Annotated in this window: 19 protein-coding genes; 16 read left to right on the top strand and 3 right to left on the bottom strand. The window is 71.3% G+C overall.

Annotated elements, in window-relative coordinates; all coding sequences use genetic code 11:
* Window positions 1-9 precede the first annotated feature (9 nt).
* On the bottom strand, window positions 10-1,440 hold the full coding sequence (locus ACFVTX_RS13030) for an RNB domain-containing ribonuclease (protein ID WP_386900736.1): 1,431 nt from the start codon (window positions 1,438-1,440) through the stop codon (window positions 10-12).
* Between the two features lie 77 nt (window positions 1,441-1,517).
* Between ACFVTX_RS13030 and ACFVTX_RS13025 the strand changes: the two genes are divergently transcribed.
* From ACFVTX_RS13025 to rbfA, 8 genes are all read left to right on the top strand, one after another.
* Window positions 1,518-3,281, top strand: coding sequence for a proline--tRNA ligase (locus ACFVTX_RS13025; RefSeq protein ID WP_386900734.1), 1,764 nt, complete (start codon window positions 1,518-1,520; stop codon window positions 3,279-3,281).
* 360 nt (window positions 3,282-3,641) lie between these two features.
* Window positions 3,642-4,373 carry a hypothetical protein gene (locus ACFVTX_RS13020; protein WP_386900732.1) on the top strand — a complete coding sequence of 244 codons (732 nt, stop codon included), beginning with the start codon at window positions 3,642-3,644 and terminating at the stop codon, window positions 4,371-4,373.
* 269 nt (window positions 4,374-4,642) lie between these two features.
* Entirely contained in the window at window positions 4,643-6,733 is a 2,091-nt protein-coding gene (locus ACFVTX_RS13015) for a PhoX family protein (protein ID WP_386900730.1), read from the top strand.
* Window positions 6,734-6,898: 165 nt separating this feature from the next.
* Entirely contained in the window at window positions 6,899-7,984 is a 1,086-nt protein-coding gene (locus ACFVTX_RS13010) for a TIGR00730 family Rossman fold protein (RefSeq protein WP_386900728.1), read from the top strand.
* 100 nt (window positions 7,985-8,084) lie between these two features.
* Window positions 8,085-9,083, top strand: coding sequence for a transcription termination factor NusA (gene nusA / locus ACFVTX_RS13005; protein ID WP_386900726.1), 999 nt, complete (start codon window positions 8,085-8,087; stop codon window positions 9,081-9,083).
* A 65-nt stretch (window positions 9,084-9,148) separates the two neighbouring features.
* The gene (locus tag ACFVTX_RS13000) at window positions 9,149-9,412 is read left to right on the top strand and encodes a YlxR family protein (protein WP_386900724.1); all 264 of its coding nucleotides are present in this window, start codon (window positions 9,149-9,151) and stop codon (window positions 9,410-9,412) included.
* An 83-nt stretch (window positions 9,413-9,495) separates the two neighbouring features.
* Window positions 9,496-12,300: a translation initiation factor IF-2 gene (gene infB, locus ACFVTX_RS12995; protein WP_386900722.1), complete on the top strand. Its 2,805-nt coding sequence runs from the start codon at window positions 9,496-9,498 to the stop codon at window positions 12,298-12,300.
* 63 nt (window positions 12,301-12,363) lie between these two features.
* Window positions 12,364-12,831 (top strand): 30S ribosome-binding factor RbfA, encoded by a 468-nt coding sequence (rbfA, locus tag ACFVTX_RS12990; RefSeq protein WP_386900720.1) that lies wholly within the window; start codon window positions 12,364-12,366, stop codon window positions 12,829-12,831.
* A gap of 59 nt (window positions 12,832-12,890) precedes the next feature.
* Here the strand turns inward: rbfA and ACFVTX_RS12985 are convergent, their stop codons facing one another.
* A complete protein-coding gene (locus ACFVTX_RS12985; RefSeq protein ID WP_386900718.1) occupies window positions 12,891-13,778 on the bottom strand; it encodes an A/G-specific adenine glycosylase in 888 nt (295 codons plus the stop codon).
* Window positions 13,779-13,825: 47 nt separating this feature from the next.
* Here ACFVTX_RS12985 and ACFVTX_RS12980 point away from each other — a divergent pair, with 47 nt between their 5' ends.
* The 3 genes from ACFVTX_RS12980 to ACFVTX_RS12970 all read left to right on the top strand — a co-directional run bounded on the left by ACFVTX_RS12980 (window position 13,826) and on the right by ACFVTX_RS12970 (window position 19,029).
* Window positions 13,826-14,413 carry a hypothetical protein gene (locus tag ACFVTX_RS12980; protein ID WP_386900716.1) on the top strand — a complete coding sequence of 196 codons (588 nt, stop codon included), beginning with the start codon at window positions 13,826-13,828 and terminating at the stop codon, window positions 14,411-14,413.
* Between the two features lie 200 nt (window positions 14,414-14,613).
* Window positions 14,614-16,317, top strand: a complete 1,704-nt coding sequence (locus ACFVTX_RS12975) for a hypothetical protein (protein WP_386900714.1) — start codon at window positions 14,614-14,616, stop codon at window positions 16,315-16,317.
* 405 nt (window positions 16,318-16,722) lie between these two features.
* A complete protein-coding gene (locus tag ACFVTX_RS12970) occupies window positions 16,723-19,029 on the top strand; it encodes a hypothetical protein (RefSeq protein ID WP_386900712.1) in 2,307 nt (768 codons plus the stop codon).
* Window positions 19,030-19,173: 144 nt separating this feature from the next.
* Here ACFVTX_RS12970 and ACFVTX_RS12965 read toward each other — a convergent pair whose 3' ends face one another.
* Window positions 19,174-20,169, bottom strand: coding sequence for a ketopantoate reductase family protein (locus tag ACFVTX_RS12965; protein WP_386900710.1), 996 nt, complete (start codon window positions 20,167-20,169; stop codon window positions 19,174-19,176).
* A gap of 66 nt (window positions 20,170-20,235) precedes the next feature.
* On the opposite strand from ACFVTX_RS12965, the gene truB reads away from it, so the two are divergent.
* From truB to ACFVTX_RS12940, 5 genes are read left to right on the top strand one after another with little or no spacing between them, the layout of a single operon-like run.
* Window positions 20,236-21,168 (top strand): tRNA pseudouridine(55) synthase TruB, encoded by a 933-nt coding sequence (gene truB / locus ACFVTX_RS12960; RefSeq protein ID WP_386900708.1) that lies wholly within the window; start codon window positions 20,236-20,238, stop codon window positions 21,166-21,168.
* A complete protein-coding gene (locus tag ACFVTX_RS12955) occupies window positions 21,165-21,533 on the top strand; it encodes a hypothetical protein (RefSeq protein WP_386900706.1) in 369 nt (122 codons plus the stop codon). The genes truB and ACFVTX_RS12955 overlap by 4 nt, the downstream gene beginning before the upstream one ends.
* Before the next feature lie 45 nt (window positions 21,534-21,578).
* Complete coding sequence (locus ACFVTX_RS12950) at window positions 21,579-22,031, top strand: hypothetical protein (RefSeq protein ID WP_386900704.1); 453 nt, start codon at window positions 21,579-21,581, stop codon at window positions 22,029-22,031.
* A complete protein-coding gene (locus tag ACFVTX_RS12945) occupies window positions 22,028-22,960 on the top strand; it encodes a bifunctional riboflavin kinase/FAD synthetase (protein ID WP_386900702.1) in 933 nt (310 codons plus the stop codon). The genes ACFVTX_RS12950 and ACFVTX_RS12945 overlap by 4 nt, the downstream gene beginning before the upstream one ends.
* Before the next feature lie 34 nt (window positions 22,961-22,994).
* Window positions 22,995-24,224: an MFS transporter gene (locus ACFVTX_RS12940; RefSeq protein ID WP_386900700.1), complete on the top strand. Its 1,230-nt coding sequence runs from the start codon at window positions 22,995-22,997 to the stop codon at window positions 24,222-24,224.
* Window positions 24,225-24,226 lie beyond the last annotated feature (2 nt).

Here is a 24,226-nt window from a genome sequence, read left to right as displayed (position 1 = left end):
CCGCGCGGGTCAGACCGCGCTGAACCGCACCGAGCCCACGGCGATGTCGGCCGCTTCGAGCACGACCTCGATCGCGCCGCCGGCCCTCGCACCGGCGGGGGCCGGGCAGCTCGCGGTGACCGCGGGCGTCTCGAGCTGGAACACGGCGCGCTCGCCGTGCTCGCCGCGGAGCTCGAGCACCGTCGCGGTGAAGCGCTCGCCGATCCGGTCGTGGAGGAGCGCGGCCTCGACGCGGGCGATCGAGCCGCCCTCGAGCTGTGCGGCGCGCAGCGCCGAGGCCGCCATGATCGGCGGGAGCTCGGTGAGCGATTCGCGCGCCCAGCCGGGCACCTCGCGCCCCGCGGCGACGGCCTCGCACACGACGAGCCCCCACCGGTCGACCAGCCGGCGGATCGGCGCCGTCACGTGGGCGTACGGTGCGGCGAGCGCGGCCTGCTCGGCGTCCGCGGGCTGAGCGCCGTCGAAGGCGAGGTAGCCCGCACCGCGGAACAGCCCGCTCGCCGCCTGCAGCACGGCGAGCGCGAGCGGGTCGCTCCGGTCGAGGCCGCGCAGGAACTCGCCGTAGGGTTCCGCATCGGGCCAGGGGCATCCGAGCGCCGCAGTCTGCCGCCGGAATGCGGCGAGCTGCTCGTCATCGGGCGCGGGCATGGTGCGGAGCACGCCGACGCCCGCGTCGAGCATCAGCCGGGCCGCGGCCATGCCGGTCATGAGCGAGAGTTGGGCGTTCCAGTCCTCGACGGGCGGCGGCGTGCGGCGGTGGAGTTCGTAGCCGTCGTCGCCGCGCACGACCTCCTCGTCGGGCGTGTTGAGGCTCGCGCCGCCGCGCAACCGCTCCTGCTCGATGCGCGCTCGACCGATCTCGCCGAGGAGCGCGACCGGCGTCGCCGTGTCGCCCGCGTCGATCAGCCGCTGCGCCTCGGGGTAGTCGAGTCGGGCGCGCGAACGCACGAGGGCGCGTTCGAGGCCGCTCGCGACCACCGCCCCGTCGGCGGCGAGCTCGAAGCGCCACACGTACGCGGTCCGGTCGACGCCGGGCAGGAGCGAGGCCCGATCGTCTCCGATCACGGGCGGGTGCAGCGGGATGCGGCCGTCGACGGCGTAGAGCGTCTGCCCGCGCTCGCGCGCCGCCCGGTCGACGGCGCCGCGCGGCACGACGAACCCGGGAACATCGGCGATCGCGTAGTGCACGAGGTAGCCGGATCCTCGGCGTTCGAGGTGCATCGCCTGGTCGAGGTCGGTCGAACCCGCCGGATCGATCGTCGCGAACGGCAGCTCGCGCAGATCGCGCTCGGGCGGGGGAGCGGTCGCCGTCTCGGCCTCGGCGAGCGCCTCGGGCGCGAAGCGCTCGGGCAGCTCGAGGGAGGCGCGCAGCGCCGCGAGCGATGCCGCCAGCTCGCTCTGCGCGACGGACTGCGTGAGATGCGGGCGGCGGGCTGGCATGCGCTCAGCCTACGAGGCGCCGGTCATCCGAACGGGAGAGGGCACGTGGCATCCGCGCCGCTCAGTAGAATCGACGGGTGCCCACACGCCTCTCGAACTACTTCCTCCGTACGCTCCGCGAAGACCCCGCCGACGCCGAGGTCACGAGCCACAAGCTGCTCGTGCGCGCCGGCTACATCCGCCGGCAGGCGCCGGGTGTGTTCGCGTGGCTGCCGCTCGGCCTCCGCGTGAAGGCGAAGATCGAGCGCATCGTCCGCGAAGAGATGGAGAACGCGGGCGCGCACGAGGTGCACTTCCCGGCGCTGTTGCCGCGCGAACCCTACGAGGTCACCAACCGGTGGACGGAGTACGGCGAGGCGCTCTTCCGCCTCCAGGACCGCAAGGGTTCCGACTACCTGCTCGCGCCGACGCACGAAGAGGTCTTCACCCTGCTCGTGAAAGACCTGTACAACTCGTACAAGGACCTGCCGCTGTCGATCTACCAGATCCAGGACAAGTACCGCGACGAGGCGCGCCCCCGCGCGGGCCTCCTGCGCGGTCGCGAGTTCACCATGAAGGACGCGTACTCCTTCGACATCGACGACGCCGGGCTGGATGCCTCGTACCAGGCCCAGCGCGACGCCTACGAGCGCATCTTCACGCGCCTGGGGCTCGAGTACGTCATCGTCAAGGCCGACGCCGGTGCGATGGGCGGCTCGAAGTCGGAGGAGTTCCTGCACCCGACGCCCGTCGGCGAGGACACCTTCGTGCGTTCGGCCGGCGGCTACGCCGCGAACGTCGAGGCGTTCCAGACGCTCGTGCCCGAGTCGCTGCCGATCGACGGCCAGCCCGAGCCCGTCGTGTTCGACTCGCCGAACACGCCCACCATCCTGAGCCTCGTCGACCACGTCAACGAGCACGAGGCGCGCACGGACCGTGCCTGGCACGCGGCCGACACGCTGAAGAACGTCGTGCTCGCGCTCACCCACCTCGACGGCACGCGCGAGCTCGTCGTCGTCGGCATGCCGGGCGACCGCGACGTCGAGATGAAGCGGGCCGAGGTGGCCTTCGCGCCCGCCGAGGTCGAGGCCGCGACCGAGTCGGACTTCGCGAAGCACCCCGCACTGGTCAAGGGCTACATCGGGCCGTGGTCGCCCGAGGGCCCCGTGCTTGGTGAGGAGTCCGCGAGCGGCATCCGCTTCCTCGTCGACCCCCGCGTCGTCGACGGCACCGCCTGGGTGACCGGAGCGAACCTGCACGAGAAGCACGTGCTCTCGCTCGTCGCGGGTCGCGACTTCGTCGCCGACGGCGTCATCGACATCGCCGACGTGCGCGCCGGCGACCCCGCGCCCGACGGCTCGGGCCCGGTCGAGCTCGCCCGCGGCATGGAGATCGGCCACGTGTTCCAGCTCGGCCGCAAGTACGCCGAGGCGCTCGGGCTCAAGGTGCTCGACGAGAACGGCAAGCTCACGACCGTCACGATGGGGTCGTACGGCATCGGCATCACCCGCATCCTCGCGATCATCGCCGAGCTCAACAACGACGACAAGGGCCTCATCTGGCCCGCCACCGTCGCGCCGTTCGACGTGCACGTCGTCGCCACCGGCAAGGACCAGGCCGTCTTCGACGCATCCGAGCGCGTCGTCGCCGAGCTCGAGGCAGCGCGCTACGAGGTGCTCTACGACGACCGCCCGAAGGTGTCGCCCGGCGTGAAGTTCGGCGACGCCGAGCTCATCGGCGTGCCGAAGATCGTGATCGTCGGCCGCGGCGTGGCCGACGGCGTCGTCGAACTGTGGGACCGCGCCACCGGCGAGCGCACCCAGGTGCCGCTCGACGGGGTCGTCGCCGCGCTCCAGGGCTGAGCGCTCCCGCCTCCGCTCCCGCCTCCGCTCCCGCCCCCGCTCCACAATCGAGTGGGCAGAGATGAACGTTCGTGGCTCGCCATGGGTTCATATCTGCCCACTCGATTGCCCTGAAGGCAGCGCTGTGGAGAATCGCGGTCGTGCGAGCTCATCCCTCGCCATGCTGGGCGGGTGAATCGTCGAGTCCCAATTCCCAGACGACTGCAACGCCGTGCCTTCGCCGTCACCGCCGAGGGCGCGCATGGCCTCGGCGTGAGCCGCCTCCGCGGCGCGGACGTCGAACGACCGTTCCACGGAGTGCGCAGCATCGGCGTCGACCTTCGCGACCTGCGCGGGAGGTGCCGTGCCTACCTGCCGAGGATGCGAGCGTCAGAGGTGTTCAGCCACTCGACGGCGGCGCTCCTCTACGAGATCCCGCTGCCGGCAGAACTCGAGACCACGACGATTCTGCACGTGTCGTCGGCCGACGGCGGGCGACCGCGCGTGGTCGGCGTTGTCGGGCATCGCATCAGGCGGATGCTCCGTCGCGACGACCGTGGGTTGCCGCTCGCCTCGCCCGCCGACACCTGGTGCCAGCTCGCGACGCAGCTGTCGCTCGACGATCTGGTCGCGGCCGGCGACGCGTTCGTCTCGGGCAAGCTCGTGGCGCGCGGCATCCGCGTCGTACCGCTCTGCACGCGCGATGAGTTGCGTGCGGCGATCGATCGACACCGACCCGCCCGCGGCACCGCGAAACTCGACGAAGCACTCCCGCTGGTGAGAACCGGAGTCGATTCGCGACGCGAGACCCTGACGCGACTCGTGATCGTGCGAGCTGGGCTGCCCGAACCCGTGATCGCGGCGCCCGTCGCAGTGCTGGGCGGGGTCGTCCTCCACCCCGATCTCTCGTACCCCGAGCTCAGGATCGCAATCGAGTACGAGGGCGAGGAGCATCGTCTCGACGTCGCGCGCTGGCGTGACGACATCGCCCGACGGCGTGCGCTCGAGGCCGCCGGGTGGGTGGTGATTCGCGTGACGATCGCTGACCTACGGGCTCCCGAAGGCTTCCTCGCCGACATACGCGCGCAACGACGCCGTCGCCTCGCCTTCTGAATGCTCGCGCGGCCCGTTCTCCGGCCCCGTGGAGATCGAATGGGCAGAGATGAACCTACGGCGGGCTCCTTGGGTTCATATCTGCCCACTCGATCGGAGAGGGAGTAGGGGATGAAGGGAGAGGTGATGGAGGGCGAGTGCGGTCGCGTGCCGAGTACGCGCGGGCATCGTTCCCGCGCGCGACACCTCCCGTTCACCGGGGTGTCCCGCGCGCGTCGCCGCGTCGCGACACGCTCGACGCGACACCGCCGAGAGTGAGGACGCCCCCGATGACCCTGGCCGACCCGACCCGCCGATCGCTGCCGATCGTCGACCACGCGCGCGGCAAGCGCTCGCCCGTCACGTGCCGCCTGAAGTGCGCCGACGCGTGCCTCGGGCCCGAGTGCAACACCTCGGGCAACCCCGAGTTCCGTTCGCTCGCCTCGGCTGCGCTCAGCCGTCGTGCGCTCCTCGGCCTCGGTGCGGCGGGCGCGTTCACGCTCGTCGCCGCTGGTGCGCTGAAGCCGGCGCCGGCGCAGGCCTCCGCGTTCGGCGCCGCAGGCGCGACCGGCGTCGCGGCCACGGGCAAGGGCGCCGCCGTGGCATCCGGTCTGCCCTTCGAGGCGATCACGCCGGTCTCGCACCTCGTCGACGAGTTCACGGTGCCCGCGGGCTACCGCTGGCAGGCGCTCGTGCGCTGGGGCGACCCGATCTTCGCCGACGCGCCCGCGTTCGACCTGCACGACCAGAGCGTCGCGGCGCAGTCGCGGCAGTTCGGCTACAACAACGACTACCTCGACGTGATCGCCGACGCCGGTGGCCTCACGGGCGTGCTCGTCACGAACCACGAGTACGTGAACCCGGGGATCATGTTCCCCCCGTCGAGCGACCCGGCGGAGCTGCGTCGGCGCAGCGAGATCTACAAGGTCGCGCAGGGCATGTCGGTCGTCGAGGTCGCGCGCGACCGGGTCGGTGGTCCGTGGCACATCGTCACGGGCGGTGCTCGCAACCGACGCATCACCGTCGAGAGCGAGTTCGCCTTCACCGGCCCCGCGGCGGGCTCGACGCTGCTGCAGACGGCGGGCGACCCGGGCGGCACGGTCGTCAACGGCACGCTCGGCAACTGCGCGGGCGGCACGACCCCGTGGGGCACGGTGCTCTCCGGCGAGGAGAACTTCAACGGCTACTTCCGCGCCGCGCCCGACACGGCGGCGCGCAAGCGCTACGGCTTCGCCGACGCGGCGACCTCGACCGGGTGGGAGACGTGGGACCCGCGCTTCGACGGCTCGGCGACCGGGTACGAGAACGAGGGCAACCGCTTCGGCTACATCGTCGAGATCGACCCGCAGGATCCGACGTCGACGCCGGTGAAGCACACCGCGATGGGCCGTTTCAAGCACGAGGGTGCGAACGTGCGCGTCGGCGAGGACGGCCGCGTGGTCGCGTACATGGGCGACGACGAGCGCGGCGACTACCTCTACAAGTTCGTCTCGAAGCACAAGTACAACCCGAAGGACAACCCGGGCGCCCGCAAGCAGAACCGGCGGCTCCTGAGCGAGGGCGATCTCTTCGTCGCCCGCTTCTCGGGTAACTCGCCGGCCGCCGAGATCGACGGCACGGGCAAGCTGCCGAGCGACGGCGCCTTCGACGGTTCGGGGGAGTGGGTGGCGCTCACCCGCAAGGGCGCGAGCGTCGTGCCCGGCATGTCGATCGAGGAGGTGCTCGTGAACACCCGTCTCGCGGCGGACCTCGTCGGCGCGACGAAGATGGACCGCTGCGAGGACGTCGAGCCGCACCCGACGAGCGGCCGCGTGTACGTCGCCTGCACGAACAACACGCAGCGCGGCACCGCGGGCCGCCCGCCGGTCGACGAGGCGAACCCGCGCGCGACGAACCGCGACGGGCACGTCATCGAGCTGACCGAGCTGCGCGGGCAGTCGGGCGAGCGCTTCGCCTGGAGCATCCTGCTGCTCTGCGGCGACCCCGCCTCGATCACGCAGACCTACTTCGCCGGCTACCCGAAGGAGCAGGTCTCGCCGATCTCGTGCCCCGACAACGTCGCGTTCGACACCGAGGGCAACCTGTGGATCTCGACCGACGGCCAGCCGTCGACGATCCGCAAGAACGACGGCCTCTTCAAGGTGCCGCTCGAGGGCCCCGAGCGCGGTCATGTGCAGCAGTTCCTCTCGGTGCCGCGCGACGCCGAGACCTGCGGCCCGGTGATCCGCGCCGAGGAGGGCGTCGTGTTCGTCGCCGTGCAGCACCCCGGCGAGGAGGGCAGCTTCGCGGCTCCGACGTCGCTGTTCCCCGACTACGGTTCGCAGGCGCCCGGCGCGGTCGCAGCGCCCCGCCCGTCGGTCGTGCAGGTGTGGCGCGGGTAGGCCGGGTCACCGCCGTGTTCCACGGCGATGGGGGCGGATGCCGCGTGGGGGCGCGGCAACCGACCGGCCGCGTGGGGGCGCGGCCGTGAAGAACGGATGCCGCGCGGCGGGGGCCGCGCGGCATCCGCTTGCCGTTCGCGGCGGACGACGTGCAAGGGTGGAGGCATGACTCCGACGAATCGCGCACCCGAGACGCTCCCGGCCGATCTGCTGGTCGAGGTCGACGCGCTCCTCGACACGGCGGGCATCCGCGAGAACCGCGCGCTCGTCGAACGGATCCTGCTCACGGGCCTCCGGCTCGGCACCGACGGCACCCGGCGTCTCGACCTGAAGATCACGGCGTCCGCGCTCGAGGAGATGCGCGACGCGTTCCGCCTGTTCGAGCCGTACTCCAAGGTGCCGAAGGTCTCCGTGTTCGGGTCGGCGCGCACCTCGCCGGCCGACCCGCTCTACCGGCAGGCGCAGGACGTCGCCGGCGCGCTCGCCGCGGACGGCTGGATGGTCGTCACCGGGGCGGGGCCCGGCATCATGGAGGCCGCCACGACGGGGGCGGGCCCTGGGCAGGCGCTCGGCGTCTCGATCCGGCTGCCGTTCGAGGAGGCGCCGAGCGAGGCGATCGCCGCCGCCAGCCGCGTCGCGATGAAGTACTTCTTCACCCGCAAGCTCATGCTCGTGAAGGAGTCGCGCGGCTTCGTGTGCCTGCCCGGCGGCTTCGGCACCCTCGACGAGACCTTCGAGCTGCTCACCCTGCAGCAGACCGGCAAGGCCGAGCCCGTGCCGATCGTGCTACTCGACGCACCGGGCGTCGGGTACTGGGAGGGGCTGCGCCGCTTCGTCGACGAGTCGCTCGTGCCGGCGGGGCTGATCAGCCCCGACGACCTCGACCGGGTGCTCATCACCGACTCGGTCGAGGCGGCCGCCGCCGAGATCACGGGCTTCTGGCGCAACTACGACTCGCTTCGATGGGTCGGTTCGCGGCTCGTGATGCGGCTCAACGCGGTGCCGAGCGACGACGAGCTCGAGCAGCTCAACGAGCGCTTCGGCGGGCTGCTCGCGAGCGGCCGGATCGAGCGCACCGAGCCGCTCCGCCCCGAGCGGGAGGACGCCGACGTGCTCGAGCTGCCCCGGATCATCCTCACCCCCGACCAGCACCGGGTCGGAGAGCTGCACCGGCTCATCCGCGCCCTGAACGCGCTGCCGTCGGCGCCCGCCGACGCGACGCCGCCCGTGGTGCCCGCCGCGGGCGGGTGACGCACGCCGCGTCCGGCTGTTCGGAGGCCCCGGCATCCGGTACCGTAGAGTGTCCGCCCCGAGGGGTGGCGGATTGAGAGCTGAATAGAGGAGGCCGGAGATGGATATCGACCTCAGCATGCTTCGCATGGTGGAGCGCGAGAAAGAGATCCCGTTCGAAGAACTGGTGCAGATCATCGAGCAGGCGATCCTGATGGCCTACCTCAAGCACCAGAACCCGACCCAGCACGGCCACGCGAACCCCCAGGGTGCCCGCGCCGTGCTCGACCGCAAGAACGGTCACGTCGCGATCTTCGTGCCCGAGCTCGACGAAGAGGGCAACGTCATCGGCGAGGCCGAAGACACCCCGAGCGACTTCGGCCGCATCGCCGCCTTCGCGGCGAAGCAGGTCATCATGCAGCGCCTGCGCGACATCGCCGACGACGCCGTCCTCGGCGAGTTCCGCGGGCGCGAGGGCGACATCGTCGCCGGCATCATCCAGCAGGGCCCGAACCCGCGCATGGTGCACGTCGACCTCGGCACCGTCGAGGCGATGCTGCCGCCCGAAGAGCAGGTCCCCGGCGAGGAGTACCCGCACGGCCAGCGCATCCGCGTGTACGTGACGAGCGTCTCGAAGGGCACGAAGGGCCCGTCGATCACGGTCTCGCGCACCCACCCGGCCCTCGTCCGCAAGCTCTTCGCCCTCGAGGTGCCAGAGATCGCGAACGGCGTCGTCGAGATCGTCTCGCTCGCCCGTGAGGCCGGCCACCGCACGAAGATCGCGGTGCGCGCCAACCAGCCCGGCGTGAACGCCAAGGGCGCCGCGATCGGCGAGCTCGGTCAGCGCGTGCGCGCGGTGACTGCCGAGCTCGGCGCGGAGAAGATCGACATCGTCGACTGGTCCGACGACCTGGCGACGTTCGTCGCGAGCGCGCTGAGCCCTGCGAAGGTGACGAGCGCGTACGTGATCGACGAGGCGACGCGCGCAGTGCGCGCACTCGTGCCCGATTACCAGCTCTCGCTCGCGATCGGCAAGGAGGGTCAGAACGCGCGTCTGGCCGCCAAGCTGACCGGGGCGAAGATCGACATCCAGCCCGACTCGATCCTCGAGCAGGGCTGATCCGCCGAGGGTCGTCCGCGCGACGTCCGCCCGCCGCGTCGGCGGGCCTGAGCGCAGAGTGTAAGATGGAAGCTGTCAGAACGTGCATCGGATGCCGTTCGCGTGCCCCACGATCCTCACTTCTGAGGGTCGTCTCCCAGAACTCCCACGTCGTGGCCGATGTCACGGCTGTGCTTCCGGGGCGGGGTGCGTGGTTGCATCCGACACCCGAGTGCTACCGCCTCGCCGTTCGGAAGCGCGCCTTCGGGCGTGCGCTCCGTCTGCAGGGCGAGGTGGACACCGGCAACGTAGAGAACAGGCTGAACCCACAAGTGATGACCAATGAGTGACAACTAATGAGCGGCTCGAAATGAGTCCCGTCCGCCATTGATGGTCTGCCCCTGTCCGGGCGCAGGCCCGGAACAGGAGAGAAGTGGCTGCCAAACCACGCGTACACGAGATCGCATCCGAACTCGGTGTCGACAGCAAGATCGCCCTTGAGAAGCTCAAGGAGATGGGCGAGTACGTCAAGGGACCCTCGTCGTCCATCGAACCCCCCGTCGCACGTCGCCTGAAGGCGGCGCTCGAGGCCTCCGCGCAGGCCGCGCCCGCTGCGGCGACGCCCGCCGCGCCGGCCAAGCCGACCGCGGCCAAGCCCGGTGCGAAGCCCGGCCCCAAGCCGGCTCCGAAGCCGGCCGCCGCGCCGGCTCCGGCTGCGCCCGCCCCGGCTGCGCCCGCAGCCCCGGCCGCCCCGCAGGCCGACGCACCGCTGACGGTCGCCGAGCGCCAGGCCCAGGCAGAGGAGAAGGCGGCGCAGGCCGCTGCCGCGAAGGCCGCCGAGGCTCCGGCCGAGGCGCCCGCCGCAGGCGACGCCGTCAAGCCCGGTGCCTCCGCCCCGAAGCCCGGCGGCGCGGCCCCGCGCCCCGGCGCCCCGAAGCCCGGCGCCCCGCGCCCCGGCAACAACCCGTTCTCGAGCTCGCAGGGCATGGGCTCGCGCCCCGCCCAGCCGCGCCCGGGCAACAACCCGTTCTCGAGCTCGCAGGGCATGGGCCAGCGCCCGAGCCCCGGCAACATCCCGCGTCCCCAGGCTCCGCGCCCGGGTTCGCCCCGTCCCGGCGCTCCGCGTCCGGCGGGTGCAGGCGGTCGTCCCGGCGGCGGCTTCCAGCGTCCCGGCGGCGCCCCCGGCGCACGTCCCGGCGGCGCAGGCGGCGGCTTCCAGCGTCCCGGTGGCGGTGCCCCCGGCGGCGGCTTCGGCGGCCCGCGTCCCGCGGGCGGCGGCGGCCGTGGTCGCGGCCCCGGCGGCGGCACGGCCGGTGCCTTTGGTCGCGGTGGCGGCAAGTCGAAGGCCCGCAAGTCGAAGCGGACGAAGCGCGCCGAATTCGAGATGCGGGAGGCCCCGTCGCTCGGCGGCGTGAGCGTTCCCCGCGGCGACGGCAACACCGTCATCCGACTGCGTCGCGGTTCGTCGATCTCCGACTTCGCCGACAAGATCGACGCGAACCCCGGTTCGCTCGTCACGGTGCTGTTCCACCTCGGTGAGATGGCGACCGCGACCGAGTCGCTCGACGAGGCCACCTTCGAGGTGCTCGGCGCAGAGCTCGGCTACAAGATCCAGGTCGTCTCCCCTGAAGACGAAGACCGCGAGCTCCTCGAGGGCTTCGACATCGACCTCGAGCAGGAGCTCGAGGACGAGACCGACGAAGATCTCGCGCAGCGGCCCCCGGTCGTCACCGTCATGGGCCACGTCGACCACGGTAAGACCCGACTCCTCGACGCGATCCGCAATGCGAACGTCGTCGCAGGCGAGGCCGGCGGCATCACGCAGCACATCGGTGCGTACCAGGTGCACACCGAGCACGAGGGCATCGACCGTGCGATCACCTTCATCGACACCCCGGGTCACGAGGCGTTCACCGCCATGCGTGCCCGTGGTGCGCAGGTGACCGACATCGCGATCCTCGTGGTCGCGGCCGACGACGGCATCATGCCCCAGACGATCGAGGCGCTGAACCACGCCCAGTCGGCGAACGTGCCGATCGTGGTCGCGGTCAACAAGATCGACAAGGAAGACGCGAACCCGGCCAAGGTGCGCCAGCAGCTCACCGAGTTCGGCCTCGTCGCCGAGGAGTACGGCGGCGACGTCATGTTCGTCGACGTCTCGGCCCGTCAGGGCATCGGCATCCAGGAGCTGCTCGACGCGGTCCTCCTCACCGCCGACGCCGGTCTCGACCTGCGTGCGAACCCGAACAAGGCCGCTCGCGGTGTCGCGATCGAAGCGAAGCTCGACAAGGGCCGTGGCGCCGTGGCGACCGTGCTCATCCAGTCGGGCACGCTGAAGGTCGGCGACGCGATCGTCGCGGGCACCGCCTACGGCCGCGTCCGTGCGATGGCCGACGAGAACGGCGACCCCGTGACCGCCGCGACTCCGTCGCGTCCGGTGCAGGTGCAGGGCCTCTCGAGCGTCCCGCGCGCCGGCGACACGTTCCTCGTCACCGACGAAGACCGCACCGCCCGTCAGATCGCCGAGAAGCGCGAGGCCGCCGAGCGCAACGCGCAGCTGGCGAAGGCCCGCAAGCGCATCTCGCTGGAAGACTTCACGCGTGCGCTCGAAGAGGGCAAGGTCGAGTCGCTCAACCTCATCATCAAGGGTGACGTGTCGGGTGCCGTCGAGGCGCTCGAAGAGTCGCTCATGAAGATCGAGGTCGACGACTCGGTGCAGCTGCGCATCCTCCACCGCGGTGTGGGTGCCATCACCGAGAGCGACGTCAACCTGGCGACGATCGACAACGCGATCATCGTGGGCTTCAACGTGCGTCCCGACACGAAGGCGCGCGAGCGCGCCGCTCGCGAGGGCGTCGACATCCGCTTCTACTCGGTCATCTACAACGCGATCGACGAGATCGAGGACTCCCTCAAGGGCATGCTCAAGCCCGAGTACGAAGAGGTCCAGTCGGGTGTCGCCGAGATCCGCGAGGTGTTCCGCTCCTCGAAGTTCGGCAACATCGCCGGTGTCATCGTGCGTTCGGGCACGATCACGCGCAACGCCAAGGCTCGTGTCATCCGCGAGGGCGTCGTCGTGGGCGACAACCTGGCGATCGAGTCGCTGCGTCGCTTCAAGGACGATGTCACCGAGGTCCGCACGGACTTCGAGGCGGGCATCGGCCTCGGCAAGTTCAACGACATCCAGGTCGGCGACGAGATCGAGACCATCGAGATGCGCGAGAAGCCTCGCGCGTAGCCGGAATCGGGGGCGGCGGCACGGCCGTCGCCCCCTTCTCCGTCCGTACGGAAGGGAATACCCATGGCTGATCCGGCACGCGCCAGGAAGATGGCCGACCGCATCAAGGAGATCGTCGCCCGCCGCCTCGACAAGGGTCTGCGCGACCCGCGTCTCGGCTTCGTGACGATCACCGACGTGCGCGTCACGGGCGACCTGCAGCACGCGAGCATCTTCTACACGGTGTACGGCACCGACGAGGAGCGCCGCGACTCGGCGCTCGCGCTGAAGGCCGCCACCGGGATGCTTCGCAGCGAGGTGGGACGCAACATCACGGCCCGACTCACGCCCACCCTCGAGTTCATCGCGGACGCGGTGCCCGAGAACGCGCAGCACATCGCCGAACTGCTCAACGAGGCTCGCACCCGCGACGCCGAGACGGTGGCGGCTGCGGCGAACGCGCAGTACGCGGGCGACCCCGACCCGTATGTGAAGCCCCGTGAGATCGAGGACGACGACGAGTTCGACGACGACGAGGCCGACGCCCGCTGAGGCTCGACCGCTGAACTCGCGGACGGTTCTTCGAGATCGACTGCGCACTGCCCGAGGCTTCAGGCCTCGGGCAGTGTCATTCCCTCGGGGGTCACGGCGGCCAGCCCGTCGGCGATGAGCCCGGCGATCGCACGGTCGAGCTGCGCGGCGTCGGCCCAGACCGGGTCGAGCTCCTGCCGCCCCACGGGTCGATGCGCGGCACGGAGTTCGCGCATCACGAGCCCCCGCACCTGTCGGTCCGAACCCTCGAACCGCGCCTGCTTCGCCTTGCGCGGGCCGTCGTAGGCGGGTGACCCCGCGGCGAGCCAGGCGCAGCGCTCCCGGATCGGGCACTCGTCGCAGCGCGGCGCGCGGGCGGTGCAGACGATCGCGCCGAGCTCCATCGCTGCGGCGTTGAAGGTGCGCGCCGCGACGGGCGCGTCGGGCAGCAGCGCCGACATCGCCGCGAGGTCGCGGGTGGTCGACGGGGGAGCGGGCTCCGCCTGACCGTCGACGGCGCGCGCGATCACGCGACGCGTGTTCGTGTCGACGACCGGCACGCGGACGCCGAACGCGAAGGCGGCGACGGCTCGTGCCGTGTAGGGGCCGACGCCCTGGAGTGCGAGCAGCTCGTCGACGGAGTTCGGAACCTCGCCGCCGTGGCGCTCGACGATCTCGACCGCGGCCCGGTGCAGCCAGAGCGCCCGACGGGGGTAGCCAAGGCGGTCCCAGGCGCGCACCGCCTCGGCGGCGGGTTCGGCGGCGAGGCTCGCGGGGGTGGGCCACCGGGCGATCCACGCCTCCCACCGGGGGATCACGCGGTCGACCTGCGTCTGCTGCAGCATGAACTCGCTCACGAGGACCGCCCACGGCGACACCTCGGCGGCGCGCCAGGGGAGCGGGCGCGCGGCGCCCTCGAACCACTCGTTGACGAGGGCGGCGATGGGGGCGGCGGCCGGGCGGGGCATCCGACCAGCCTATGCCGGGCCGGTTGGCCCGGGGTTATGCTCGCAGCATGCGCCTCGTCACGACGCCCCGGGTCACGTTCCTGCGCGATCTCGCGCGCGAGATCGCCGCGCACTTCGGGCGTGGGCGCATGATCGTCGCAGTCGACGGCCCCGTGCAGAGCGGCAAGACGGCGTTCGCCGACGACCTCGGGTCGGTGCTCCGCGAGCAGGGCCACTCGGTGTTCCGCGCGAGCATGGAGGGGTTCCACCGTTCGCGTGCCGCGCAGGCCGACTTCGGTGACGACACCGCCGAGCGCTACTCCCGCTACGGCTTCGACGAGTCGGCGCTGCGGCGGGTGCTCGTCGAGCCCTTCCGGCTGGGTGGGTCGACGGCGTTCGTGACGCGCGTGCTCGACCCCGCGCGCGACGCGTGGGTCGAGCCGAAGTGGATCACCGGGCCGGCCGACGCGATCCTCCTGCTCGACGGGCGGTTCGTGCTGCGCGAGCGGCTCGACGAGCTGTGGGACTTCCGCATCGCGATCGGCGGCGATCCCGTCGACCCCGCCGACCGTCTCGTGTACGCCGAACGGGATCCGCGGCTCGTCGCCGACGTGGTCGTCGATCTCGAGGATCCCTCGGAGCCTCGCCTCATCTGAGGATTTGTACCCCGGTTCGTCGCCCCATTCCGGGGGTCTTTTTGTACCCCGATCAGCGGAATCGATCGAACGACGTCGGCGCGCGCGGACATACTGGGCGGATTGCCAGCCCCCGGCAGCGCAGAACCCGACACAGCCGTCCGGAGCATCCGGAGCCGGAATCGACTGTGCGCCGACCCAGCCCAGGAGATACCAACCCGATGAGGAACACCCGTGCACTCCGTGTCGCGGCGACCGTCGTGGGCGCGCTCGCGCTGACGCTCGGCGCCGCCGCGATGCCCGCGCAGGCGGCGCAGCCGTCGTTCATCTGCGAACCGCTCGACTCCGGAAAGATCGACACGGTCGGCAGCCCGGCCACCGTCACGGCGACGGCGCCCGACGGAAAGCTGATCGACGGCTACTGCGTCAAGGCCGGCACGACCAAGTACTTCGTGCCCGTCGAGCCGCCGCAGAAGACCGTCGAGATCGACCACCCCGACAAGGACTCGGTCAGCCACTACTCGGTGAGCTACACCGACCTGCCCGGCGAGCCCGAGCCCGGCAAGCTGCCGATCCCGGCCGAACCCGCCTGGGTCGACGAATGCGGTACCGAGAGCGACGGCTACGCGAAGCTCACCGACTCCGCCGAGGTCGTGTGGACGACGTCGGAGATCGGTGAGGACGGCGAGCAGACCGTCACCGCGACCGCGCAGGGCGGCAAGGTGTTCACCGACGGCCGGACGAAGGTCGAGTTCTCGCACGTGTTCACCGACGAGGAGTGCGAGACCCCGCCGCTGCCGCAGTGCGCGGCCTTCTCGAAGCAGCACTCGACCGACCTCACGAAGTGGGACCTCTCGCAGACGCGTGCCACGGGGCACAACGAGATCGTCGCGAACGGCCTCCGCATCTGGACCGAGGGCGCGACCTCGACCGACAAGGCCGCGGGCTACTTCGACACGAAGTTCCCGCTGAGCGGCGTCGGCGCCACCTCGATCGCCGACGCGCTCGACTACACCGCGACGGTCGGCATCGAACCGGGACTGCAGCTCGTGATCGACGCCGACGGCGACGGCACGAACGACGGCATCCTCGTGGGCGAGGCCGTCTACGGCGAGAACTGGTGGCTCTCGAACAGTGCCGCGGACGTCGTGAAGGCCGGCGCCCCGAACACCGGCGGCGGCTACGGCTCCGAGTGGTTCGGCACCGCCGCCGAGTGGGTCGAGGCGTTCCCCGACGCGATCGTCGAGTCGATCGGCTACTCGCTCGGTTCGGGCGTGCACGGCGACGGCGTCATCACGAAGATCAGCCTCGGCTGCGTCGAGTACACCTTCGGGCTGAAGCCTCGCGAATCGGTCGATCCGAGCCTCGACGGCACGATCGCGGCGGGCATCTGCATCGCCGACGCTCCGTGGATCTTCTTCCACGTCGTGCTCGACGACCCCGAGGGAATCGTCGAGAGCCGCACGGTCTCGCTCGTGCTGAGCGACGGCGAGCACACCGAGACGATCGAACTCGGCGAACTCGACGAGGACGGCGTGCTCGAGGACCAGGTCCTCTGGCCGGGTGCCGACATCGACGACGAGGGCAACGCGACCGCGTGGCCCGGCTGGAAGCAGGAGGCCGACGGCACCTGGGTCGAGACCGACGGCAACTTCGCCTGGACCCGCGCGCTGACGAGTGCGAAGTTCGTGGTGAACCCCGAGGTCGAGGTCGAGCTCGCGTACCCGCCGGCCACGCCCGACTGCATCGCCGCACCGCCCGCGCCCCCCGGTGGTGAGACCCCGTCGACTCCGGCCGGCGGCACCGGAGACGGCCTCGCCGACACCGGTTTCGCGGGCGCCCCGCCGGCGATCGTCGCGGGTGCGGTGGTCGTCGCGGGTGTCGGGTTCCTCGTGATCGCGCGCCTCCGCCGCAAGCAGGCCTGATCCGCCGCAGCAGGTGAAGGGGGCCCGGTTCGCCGGGTCCCCTTCGTCGTTTTCGGGCGAGGATGCCACGTTTCACGTCCCCAATTCAGGGGACATCTGGTACCTGGTGCAGAAAGGGGTGGCGCGTCCCCCAAACGGACGACATAATGGGGGACATTGCCAAGCCCCCGGCAGTCGTGAAACCCGAAGCTCCACCCGCACCATCTGAACCCGATTTCGATCGTCGCGATCCCGAGTCCGCGATGATCGTCGCCGTGGGTTCGCCCCCTCCACACGTGTGCGCCCGTCGGCGCAGGCGCGCGGCGGAGGCGAGCACACCCCGCGATGCATGCCGATCCGCGCTGCTCGCCGCCATTCGGATTCTCCGGTTTCACCGCCGCGCCGGGCCGATCCTGGAGAACCCGAATGAGCAAGCCTCGCGCCGCCCAGGCGCACGCTGCCGACGGTGACAGCCGTCAGCGCAAGCGATTCCCGATGCCCGCCCTCCGCAAGGTCGCGGCGGCCGTCACGGCCCTCGTGCTCGGCGCCGGCCTCGCCGTCGTCGGCGTCGCCGCGCCCGCCTCGGCGCACCACAACACGATCAAGGCCACCGCGGTGTGCTCGACCGACGGCAAGACCGCCGACGTCACGTGGTCGGTGGAGAACTCCGAGAAGATCACCGAAAAGATCACGTGGTCGTCCGACGAATCCGTCGTCCCGAAGGGCACGACGCTGGACTCGCGTGAGACGAAGACCTTCGTGCAGAAGAGCGTGAAGCTCGGCACGACGGTGACGCTGAAGCTCGACGCCAAGTGGGAGAACAACCAGAAGGCGTCGAACGAGGGCAAGTTCACCGTCGGCTCGGCGGTCTGCGACGACGACAGCGGCCAGAAGAAGATCGAATTCTGCCACTCGGGCAACGGCAAGAAGTACGAGCTGATCGAGACTGCTGTCGACGCGTTCTACACTTCGGGTCACATCAAGCACGACGATGACATCTGGCCCGCGTTCAGCTTCTGGAAGCACGGCGAGCTGATCGAGGTGCCCGCGCAGGGCGACCAGTCCAGACTGCTGACGGGCGACTGCTCGAAGCCCGAGCAGATCTCGGTCGAGGGCGCACCGGCGTTCAACGACAGGTGCGGCCCCGACAACGAGGTGCTGACCGTCCCCAAGGACACGAAGAAGATCGACTGGAACTCGAGCGAGTCGAGCGGCGTCATCACGGTCACCGCGACCGCGAAGCAGGGCTACGTCTTCAAGCCCGGCCAGCAGACGGTCTGGACGTTCACGATCGACGACAAGCCGTGCCCGCCGACGGAGATTCCGGTCGGCGGCAAGCCGTCGTACACCGACACGTGCGGTCCTGACAACGAGAAGCTCGTCGTGCCGAAGAGCACCGATCGCGTCACGTGGAAGTCCGTCGAGGTCGACGGCAGGCACGTCGTCACCGCGACCGCAGCAGAGGGCTATGCCTTCCCGGTCGGTGCGAAGACCGAATGGGTCTTCCCGATCGATGACAGCGACTGCGTCATCCCCGTGATCGGTGCGCCGACGTTCCAGGACACCTGCGGCGCCGACAACGAGAAGCTCACCGTCCCCACCGACAGCGCCACGATCGACTGGGAGCACGTCGAGGTCGACGGGGTCATCACCGTCACGGCGAAGCCGCTGGGTCACAACGTGTTCCCGGCCGATGCGCAGACCGTGTGGAAGTTCGAGATCGACGACAAGCCGTGCGTGATCGAGGTCGTCGGCGCCCCGACGTTCGACGACACCTGCGGACCCCAGAACGAGGACCTCTTCGTTCCCGAAGACACCGACGCGATCGACTGGGAGTCGGTTCGTGAAGGCGACCTCATCACGGTCACCGCGACCGCCAAGGGCGGCTCCGTGTTCCCCGAGGGCGCTCAGGCGAAGTGGACCTTCACCGTCGACGACAAGCCCTGCCTCATCGAGCTGAATGGCGAGCCGACGTTCAGCGACGTCTGCGGCCCCGACAACGAGGAGTTCTCGTACCCCGAGGACACCGCGCTCATCACCTGGAGCCACGCCGAGGTCGACGGCGAGTTCGTCGTCACGGCGAAGGCCGCCGAAGGCAACACCTTCCCGCAGGGTCCGATCGCGATCTGGTCGTACCCGCTCGACGACGAGCCCTGCGTCGCCCCGACGCTCGACGGCTCGGTCGCGACGGGAATCTGCGAGGCCGACGCTCCGTGGATCTCGTACAAGGTGACGCTCACCGACCCCGACGCCCAGGTCGCGCCCGACCACCGCACCGTCTGGCTCGAGCTGAGCGACGGCGAGCACGTCGAGAAGATCGAGCTCGGCAAGCTGAACGAGGAGGGCGTCCTCGACGGGCGCACGCTCTGGCCGGGTGCGTCGGTCGACGCCGAGGGCAACGCGACCGGGTGGCCGGGCTGGAAGCAGCTCGACAACGGCACCTGGGTCCAGACGGACGACAACTTCGCATGGACCCGTGACCTCACGAGCGCGAGGTTCATCGTGAACCCCGAGTTCGACGTCGTGCTCGCGTATCCGCCCGCCACGCCCGACTGCATCGCGGCACCGACCGTGACCCCGGGCGGCGACGGTGCGACGCCGTCGACGCCGGCCGGCACCGGCCTCGCCTCGACCGGCTTCGCCGGCACGACGATCGCGATCGTCGCGGGCGTCATCGTGATCGCCGGCATCGCGTTCCTCGTGATCGCGCGCCTGCGTCGCAAGCAGTCCTGACCTCACGGTCCTGACACAGCAGAAGGGGGTCCGGTTCGCCGGGCCCCCTTCGTCGTTCCCGTGAACCTCACGGGTCGGATGCCTCGGGCAGCGAGTGCGGGCGGTCAGGAGCCGTTCAGCCCCGTGGCATCCGGCTGAGGAACCTCAGACCGGAACGGCCGCGAGCACCCGCTCGGCGGGCAGCGACGCGCCCGTGCGCTCGACCTCGTGGACGAGGGCCGTGAGCGCCCGGCTGACGGGGGCATCGAGCCCGGCCGCCTCGGCCTCGCGCACGACGGCGCCGTTCAGGAAGTCGACCTCGGTCGGCTGCCTGCGGCGAAGGCTCTGCTGCGTCGAGCCGAGGTTCGGGACCGTGCCCATGCGCACCCCCATGAGCCAGGGCAGGAGCTGGCCGACGCCGAGCGGCATCCGCGCGAAGAGCCGCAGCCGCCGGTCGCCGAGGCCCTGCAGCGCCCCGAAGCGCACGCCGCGGGCGATGCCCGTGCGCACCGCCTCGCGCATGGAGGCGGCGACGACGAGGCGCAGTCGCCGGTCGGCGAGCACCTCCTGCACGCTGCGACCGACGATCGCGGGCACGGCGTTCAGCATGTTGACGATGAGCTTCGTCCACTGCGCGCCGCGGAAACCGGGGATCGCGACGACCGGCACCGCGTCGGAGAGGATCGCCGCGAGGCGCTTCGACTCGGCGTCGGGCTCGCCGTCGCCGCGGCCGAGGTAGCTCGTCGCGGGTGTCGTCACGCGGACGACGCCGGGTTCGGTGTAGTTCGCGGCGATGATCGAGAGCAGCCCGACGACGCTCGAGCGGGGGAGCAGCCGTTCGGCGGTCGCGACGCCGTCGAGGCCGTTCTGCACGACGACGACGGGCACGCCGTCGAGGAGTGCGGCGTGCGCCGCGATCGCCGCCTCGGCGTCCTGCGCCTTGGTGGCGACGAGCACGAGCTCGGGGCGTTCGGCGAGCAGCGGGCCCGCGGCGACGTGCGCGTGGGCGTCGCCGTAGCCGCCGCTCAGCCGGATGCCCTCTGCCCTGATCGCGTCGAGCCCTGCGCCGCGCGCCGTGACCTCGAGCTCGTGCCCTGCCCGCGCGAGCAGCGCAGCGAACGTCCCGCCCAGCGCTCCGGCGCCGATGATGCCGATCTTCACCGCTCCAGCGTAGGGCCGGGCGGGCGGGCCGGGCGCCGCCGGGGGCGCCGCCCGGCTGTTAGCCTGATGGGCGTGAACAGCGGCATCCTCCTCGTCGACAAGCCGCAGGGCATCACCAGCCATGACGTCGTCGCCCGCATGCGGCGCCTCGCCGGCACGCGCAAGATCGGCCACGCCGGCACGCTCGACCCGATGGCGACGGGCCTGCTCGTGCTCGGCGTCGGCAGCGCGACGCGCCTCCTGCACTATCTCGTCGGCCTCGACAAGGAGTACTTCGCGACGATCCGGCTCGGCTGGGGCACGACGAGCGACGACGCCGAGGGCGAGCCCCTGCCGCACACCCCCGAGACGACCGCGGCGGCGCTCGCCCAGACCGAGGCGTCGCTCCGCGAGGCGATGCTCGCGTTCACGGGCGAGATCGACCAGGTGCCGAGTGCGGTGAGCGCGGTGAAGATCGACGGCAAGCGGGCCTACCAGCGGGTGCGCGACGGTGAGACCGTCGAGATCGCGCCGCGTCGGGTGACGATCTCCGCGTACGAACTGCTCGCGGTGCGTCGCCTCGAGCACGACGGATGCCTCGAGCTCGACGTGCGCGTCGAATGCTCCTCCGGCACGTACATCCGCGCGCTCGCGCGCGACCTGGGCACGGCGCTCGGCACGGCCGGGCACCTGACCGCGCTCCGCCGCAGCCGCATCGGCCGCTTCGGCGTCGACGAGGCGGGCGAGCTCGAGGGCTACGACGTGGCCGCAGAGGCCATGAGCGCGACCGCCGCCGCACGTCGTGCGCTGCCGGTCGTCGAGATCACCGAGGAGGAGGCCGTCGACCTCGGCCACGGCAAGCGCGTGGCGGTGAACGGCGACGGCGCCGTGGCATCCGCAGAGCGTCGCGGCGAACCGTTCGCGGCCGTCGCACCGGGCGAGCGTCTCGTCGCGATCGTCGAACGGCGCGCCGACAACTGGAAGGTCGTCACCGGGTTCCCGCAGGAGGGCAGCGCATGATCGAGTGGTTCGCCTGGGTGCAGTTGGCGGTCGCCGTCGCGGCCGGGCTCCTGTGCCTCGTGCTCGGCTTCGCCGGGCGCGTGCCGAGCGATCTCACGCTCGGGGCGCTCGCCGTCGTCGAGCTGCTCATCATCGTGCAGGTCGTGGTCGCGCTCCTCGCGCCCGCCTTCGGCAACGAACCGACGGGCAGCCTGCTCGAGTTCTGGGTCTACCTCGTCTCGGCGGCGCTGCTGCCGCCGGCGGCCGCGTTCTGGGCGCTGCTCGAACGCAACCGCTGGTCGACGGTCGTGCTCGGCGTCGCCGCGCTCTCGGTGGGCGTCATGGTGTACCGGATGCTCCAGATCTGGACCGTGCAGTCGGCCTGAGGCCGGTACCGCCTGAGCACCGTACTTCTGAGAGAATCGAACGACATGGAACGACTGCAGAGCGCCCCGGCCGAGACTCGCGGGCCGACGAAGATGAGCGGCATCGGGCGCGTGCTCGTCGCCGTCTACGGCGTGCTTGCGCTCGCGGCGCTCGGGCGCTCCTTCGTGCAGATCGTCTCGAAGTTCGACGAGGCGCCGCTCGCGTACGCGCTGTCGGCGCTCGCCGCGGCGGTCTACGTCGTCGCGACGATCGCCCTCGTGAAGCGGGGGCTCGTCTGGTACCGCATCGCGTGGGCGACGATCGTGTTCGAGTTCACCGGGGTCCTCGTGATCGGCACGCTGAGCATCGTCGATCCGGCCCTGTTCCCGCACGACACGGTGTGGTCGTGGTTCGGCCGCGGGTATCTGTTCATCCCGCTCGTGCTGCCCGTGCTCGGCATGTGGTGGCTCGCGAAGCACAAGCCCGAGCCGCACCGCCCCGAGGCGGGTGACGCGTGAAGACGTTCAAGGGTCTCGCCGCGGTGCCCGGGGGCTTCGGCCCCGCCGCGGTCACGATCGGCAAGTTCGACGGCGTGCATCGGGGGCACCGCGAGGTCATCGCGCGGCTCCGTGAGATCGCCGAGGCGCAGAAGCTCGCGACGACGGTCGTGACCTTCGACCGCAACCCGCTCGCGCTGCTCGCGCCCGACAAGTGCCCCGAGTCGCTCGTGAGCGTTCGGCAGAAGCTCGAACTGCTCGCGACGACGGGGGTGGACGCCACGGTGCTGCTGCCGTTCGATCGCGCCCTCGCCTCGGTGCCGGCCACCGAGTTCGTCGAGCGGGTGCTCGTCGACACCCTGCAGGCGAAGGCCGTGCTCGTCGGCAGCGACTTCCGCTACGGGGCGCGCGGTGCGGGCGATGTGGCGCTGCTCATCGATCTCGGCGCACACTTCGGGTTCACCGTCGAGGTCGTCGACGACGTCGCCGAGGGCGGCGAACGCCGGGTGTCGTCGACGTGGGTGCGCGAACTCCTCGCCGAGGGCGAGGTGCGCCGGGCGACCGAACTGCTCGGGCACACGCCGACCGTGTCGGGCATCGTCGTGCACGGTGCGGCGCGCGGCCGTGAGCTCGGGTACCCGACGGCGAACCTCACGCCCGAGTCCGAGGGGCTCATTCCCGCCGACGGCGTGTACGCGGGCTGGCTGACCGATGCGGGCACCCGGTACCCTGCGGCGATCTCGGTCGGCGACAACCCGACCTTCGAGGGCGTGCCGAAGAAGCAGGTCGAGGCGTACGTGCTCGACCGCGAGCTCGACCTGTACGACCACGTCGTCGACGTCGAGTTCGTCGAGCGCATCCGCGGCATGGTCGCGTTCACCTCGATCCCCGACCTCATCGACACGATCCGCGACGACGTCGAGCGCACGCGCGGCATCCTCGGGGTCTGATCGGGCACCCGCCCGACGCGACCCCGCCCCGCGCATGACGCCGACTCCCGTTCGACCGCTGTGGGCCGGGCGCGCCCTCGCGCTCGTCGGCATCGTGCTCGTCGCGTTCAACCTGCGCACGGCGGTCGCCTCCCTCTCGCCGGTGCTCGGCCGCATCGAGGCCGAGATCGAGTTGGCGCCCGTCGTCGTCGGGTTCCTCGGCATGCTGCCGCCGCTCTGCTACGCCGTGTTCGGCATCGCGACGCCGCGCTTCGCGAAGCGGTTCGGGCTCGAGCGCACCCTCGTCGTCGCGCTCGCGGCACTCGCGCTCGGCCTCGCGGGGCGCGGGTTCGCGGGTTCAGCGCTCGCGCTGGTCGGGGCGAGCGCACTGGCGTTCGCGGCGATCGGCGTCGGCAACGTCCTGCTGCCGCCGCTCGTGAAGCGGTACTTCCCCGACCGCATCGGGCTCGTCACGACGCTGTACGTCACCGCCATGTCGGTGAGCACCTTCATTCCCCCGCTCATCGCGGTGCCGGTGGCGGATGCCGCGGGGTGGCGCGTCTCGATCGGCGAGTGGGCGATCGTGGCGGGCCTGGCGCTCGTGCCGTGGCTCGTGATGCTCGTGCGCCCGGCAGGGGATCGGGGCGCGTCGGCGTCGGCGCCGTCGCCCGAGGAGCCGGCCGCCGCCGGCTTCGGGCGGATGCTGCGCTCCCTGCTCGCGTGGGCGCTCGTCGTGGTGTTCGGCGTCGGCAGCTTCAACGCCTACGCGGCGTTCGCGTGGATGCCGCAGATCGTGCAGGACACGGCCGGGACGACGGCCGCTGAAGCTGGGGCGATGCTCGCGCTGCTCGCCGCGGTCGGGTTGCCCATCGGCGTCGTCGTGCCGATGGTCGCGGCCCGCTACGGGCGGATCCGTCTGCTCATCGGCATCTCGACGGTGTCGTTCGTCGCGGGCTACCTCGGGCTGCTGCTCGCTCCCGCGGCCGCCGTCTGGCTGTGGATGGTGCTCATCGGCACCGGGCAGATCATCTTCCCGCTCGCCCTCGTGCTCATCAACCTGCGGTCGCGGACGCACGCGGGTGCGGTGTCGCTCTCGGGTTTCGTGCAGTCGTTCGGCTACGTGCTCGCCGCTCTCGGGCCGATCGCGGTCGCAGGTCTCCACGAGGCGACCGGCGCATGGACGGCGCCGCTCGTGCTGCTGCTCGTCTCGGTGGTGCCCGCGGCGGTCGCCGGCGTCGTCGTGGCCCGGCCGCGCTACGTCGAGGACGACGCGACCGGGCGCTGAGC

This window comes from Agromyces sp. NPDC058136, from assembly GCF_042884375.1.
In the GTDB taxonomy this organism is placed as follows: Bacteria; Actinomycetota; Actinomycetes; order Actinomycetales; family Microbacteriaceae; genus Agromyces.
This window is presented reverse-complemented; position numbering and strand designations above follow the sequence as displayed.